Below are 3042 nucleotides of genomic sequence, written 5' to 3' on the forward strand. Positions count from 1 at the left end.
ACTGAACCTCGTTGTGGGTAACGAGAATTATATTGCTGCCATTTTTAGTTTTAACAAAGACAGAAGTATTTCTACATTTAAAAACATAATGAAAAATGATCTGATTTGCTTTACGGATATTGAAGAAGACTTCAAAGGTTTTATTGAAAACAATATTCGTGGTGCTACACAGAAGGAAACGGTTGAAGGTATATTTTCTATTAACTGTATTCTCAGATATCTGTTTTTTGATAATATCAAATACACTTCTTCATATTCTGAGTTGCTTCATAAATGCGCCAATGGAAATCATTTTGGTATAATAGGTGATGGCGAACAATATATTGAGCAACATATTAATCAGTCTATGGTTTGTGCTATATTCACCAAAAACAGATAAGGAGAATGACTAATGTTTCATATATTTACAAAAAAGCAGTCTAAGAGTAAACCTCTTAATACTAGAAAAATAGATTTAAAATCTCTTAAAGATACCATTGATTTTTTAAGTCATAAACAGGAAGAAATACATGATGTGGAGACGGATACTTTAAAAGATATAGCCTCTATAGAAGCAGCAACGAATACATTACGACAGCAGTCTGAGACTATGATTTCCACTGTTGACAGGTTTCATTCTCGTTTTAACGATATTATCTCTATAAACGAAGAATTACAAAAAGTAGCTGATAGCATTGTGGATACGAGTGTAAAAGGGAATGAAGAAATGTCTGTACTTATCGATGAAATCGGGCAGATGAAACATTTCATTCAGGAGATACATGCTGTATTAAAAAATTTTACTACTGCTTTTGCCGAAATCAGTACTACCACTAACAACATTGCCGATATTGCTTCTCAGACAAATCTACTAGCTTTAAATGCAAGTATTGAAGCAGCCCGTGCTGGGGAAGCTGGTCGTGGATTTGCAGTAGTTGCTGGTGAAATCAATACACTGGCAGCAAGTACTCAATCATTGCTTAATCAAATTAGTACCATTATGGAAAATGCGAAAACTAGGGAGTCAGAACTTATTGAATCGCTTCGTGCGATGAATGCAATGGTAGATAAGAATGTATCTGCAGCTGAAGACACACAAAATACCATCGAGAATTTTTTCAATATTGCAACAGATGTAAAGAATAAAACATGTATTACGGTGGATAATGTTCTAGATACGCAAAATGAGACCAAAAATATTCAAGATGAGATTGATTCTGAGATAAAAATGTATCAGACTCTGACAGAATGTGTATCTGATTTAAGAAAACAGCTCTCTAGGAAAAATGTTATCAATGAGGATATTGTTAATATATTGGGGCAGTTACCATATATTTGTGAAGAATATGATGGACAGGAAATATCTGTACAAGAAACCGAAGTGTAAAAAATAACCTCTAAATTGATTGCAATTAGCTTACATCAATTTAGAGGTTTACTCTATCTTTAGACAGTCTCATTTATTACAATAAATAAATTTTATTTTATTTATTATATGCTATATATGTAATTTCTTTACCTGACCAAAAACTTGGAGTAAATTTGATTTCGAGTTCTTTCCAATCTTTTGTTACTTCATAGGCAATAACACCATTCATTTTTTTACCAGATGCTACATTGCCATCTAATTGTTGTTTGTCTTTAGATTCCATAAGTCCTGTGATACTTTGATTTATAGAATAATCATCACAATATGCTTCAAAAGATATAAGTGAACTTATTGCTAAATCATCTGTTGAGTTATTTTCTATGTTAAACTCACACAATAAGAAAACATTACCCTCAGCAGGCTTATTATATTGGCTACCATTTGATTCTGTTATGGATACTAAGGTTGTTATCACATCTTTAAGTTCAACAGCTTCCCCAACACCGAATTCTGTTTTTTCCTCTTTTTTATCTTTCTTATCATCTTTTGTTTCATCAGATTTTTTAGAACTATCAGTATCTTTAGAATCGGAAGTAGTATTCAAAGCAGTAGGTTCATCTTCTTCTTTAGGCATTGAAGCCGCAATTGCAATTATGACAATTATAGCTATTATAATAAATTGAGCTTTTCCTCCTTGCTTTTTCTTACAATTAGGGCATATCTTTGCCTTTGAATCAATTTCTGTTTTGCAATGTTTACATAATTTTGACTTACTCATCATAATACTCCTATATATTGTTAAACAAAATATATTTTAACATAATTACCAGAAAAAGCTACTATTAATTACAAAATATTTATAATTATAGTATTTAATATCAATTTGATCTCCATGATGACTTTTTTAGAGTTCTTCAAAAAGTAATAAATAGATTTGGTTAAATTAAAAAGTAAATTCCAGTTCTCTGTAGATGGAATTTACTTTTTCATTTTACTAGATATTTTCACATTAATGAAATTGAAAAAAATGTAAAATAATTATGGAATGACATGTATTTAATTAGAATAATATGTATAATTGAATTTAGTAAGAATAAAAAGGAAAGGTGTCAATTAGATAAAAGTAGATAGAAGAAATGATAAAGTGGAATGAAAAAGTACAATATATAATTACTGATGTGGATGATACAATTGTACCTATATATCATAGCATATCAATGGAAATGGTTTGGAGTCTGGAAGCATTATTAAAAAGAAATATCAAAATTATTTTGATTTCGGGACAAAGTGTATCTAATATTGTTAATAGAGTTACTGCTCATATTAATCCACAATTTAGAAAAAATATTTTCATTGGTCATTGTAATGGAGCAGAAATATATGAATTTGGAAAACAAGGATTGCTGATTCAAGAACCATTATTTTCAGTTTTACAATATGTGAGTATTGATAAAACTAAGTTATGGTTGATAATGGAAGATATCCGAAAGAATTTTAATTTACAATATGTATTTTCTAACAATGTCCATGAATTTAAAAGAATTGCAGGTAATTCTAAAATGTTTGTAATGGTTGAAGATCGAAATGTTCAAATTAGTATGGATTTTGTAAATGGAATAAACAATGATGGTTCTTTAGAATCAGACATAAGAGTAGAAATAGTGCAATATGCTAAAAAATTGATGGATATACAT

The 3042-nt window shown here is 29.5% G+C and carries 3 protein-coding genes and 1 pseudogene; 3 read left to right on the plus strand and 1 reads right to left on the minus strand.

Going from position 1 to position 3042, the window contains the following annotated elements:
- Window positions 1-379, plus strand: a pseudogene (locus ACW2QF_RS19005) (hypothetical protein); the annotation flags it as partial.
- Window positions 380-391: 12 nt separating this feature from the next.
- Window positions 392-1366: a methyl-accepting chemotaxis protein gene (locus ACW2QF_RS19010; RefSeq protein ID WP_455717590.1), complete on the plus strand. Its 975-nt coding sequence runs from the start codon at window positions 392-394 to the stop codon at window positions 1364-1366.
- Between the two features lie 97 nt (window positions 1367-1463).
- On the opposite strand, the gene ACW2QF_RS19015 is transcribed toward ACW2QF_RS19010, so the two are convergent.
- Entirely contained in the window at window positions 1464-2126 is a 663-nt protein-coding gene (locus tag ACW2QF_RS19015) for a DUF4352 domain-containing protein (protein ID WP_455717591.1), read from the minus strand.
- 358 nt (window positions 2127-2484) lie between these two features.
- Between ACW2QF_RS19015 and ACW2QF_RS19020 the strand changes: the two genes are divergently transcribed.
- The coding region (locus tag ACW2QF_RS19020) for an HAD hydrolase family protein (RefSeq protein WP_455717592.1) at window positions 2485-3042 on the plus strand (558 nt) is incomplete at its 3' end.

The sequence above is a fragment of the Anaerosporobacter sp. genome, from assembly GCF_965301125.1.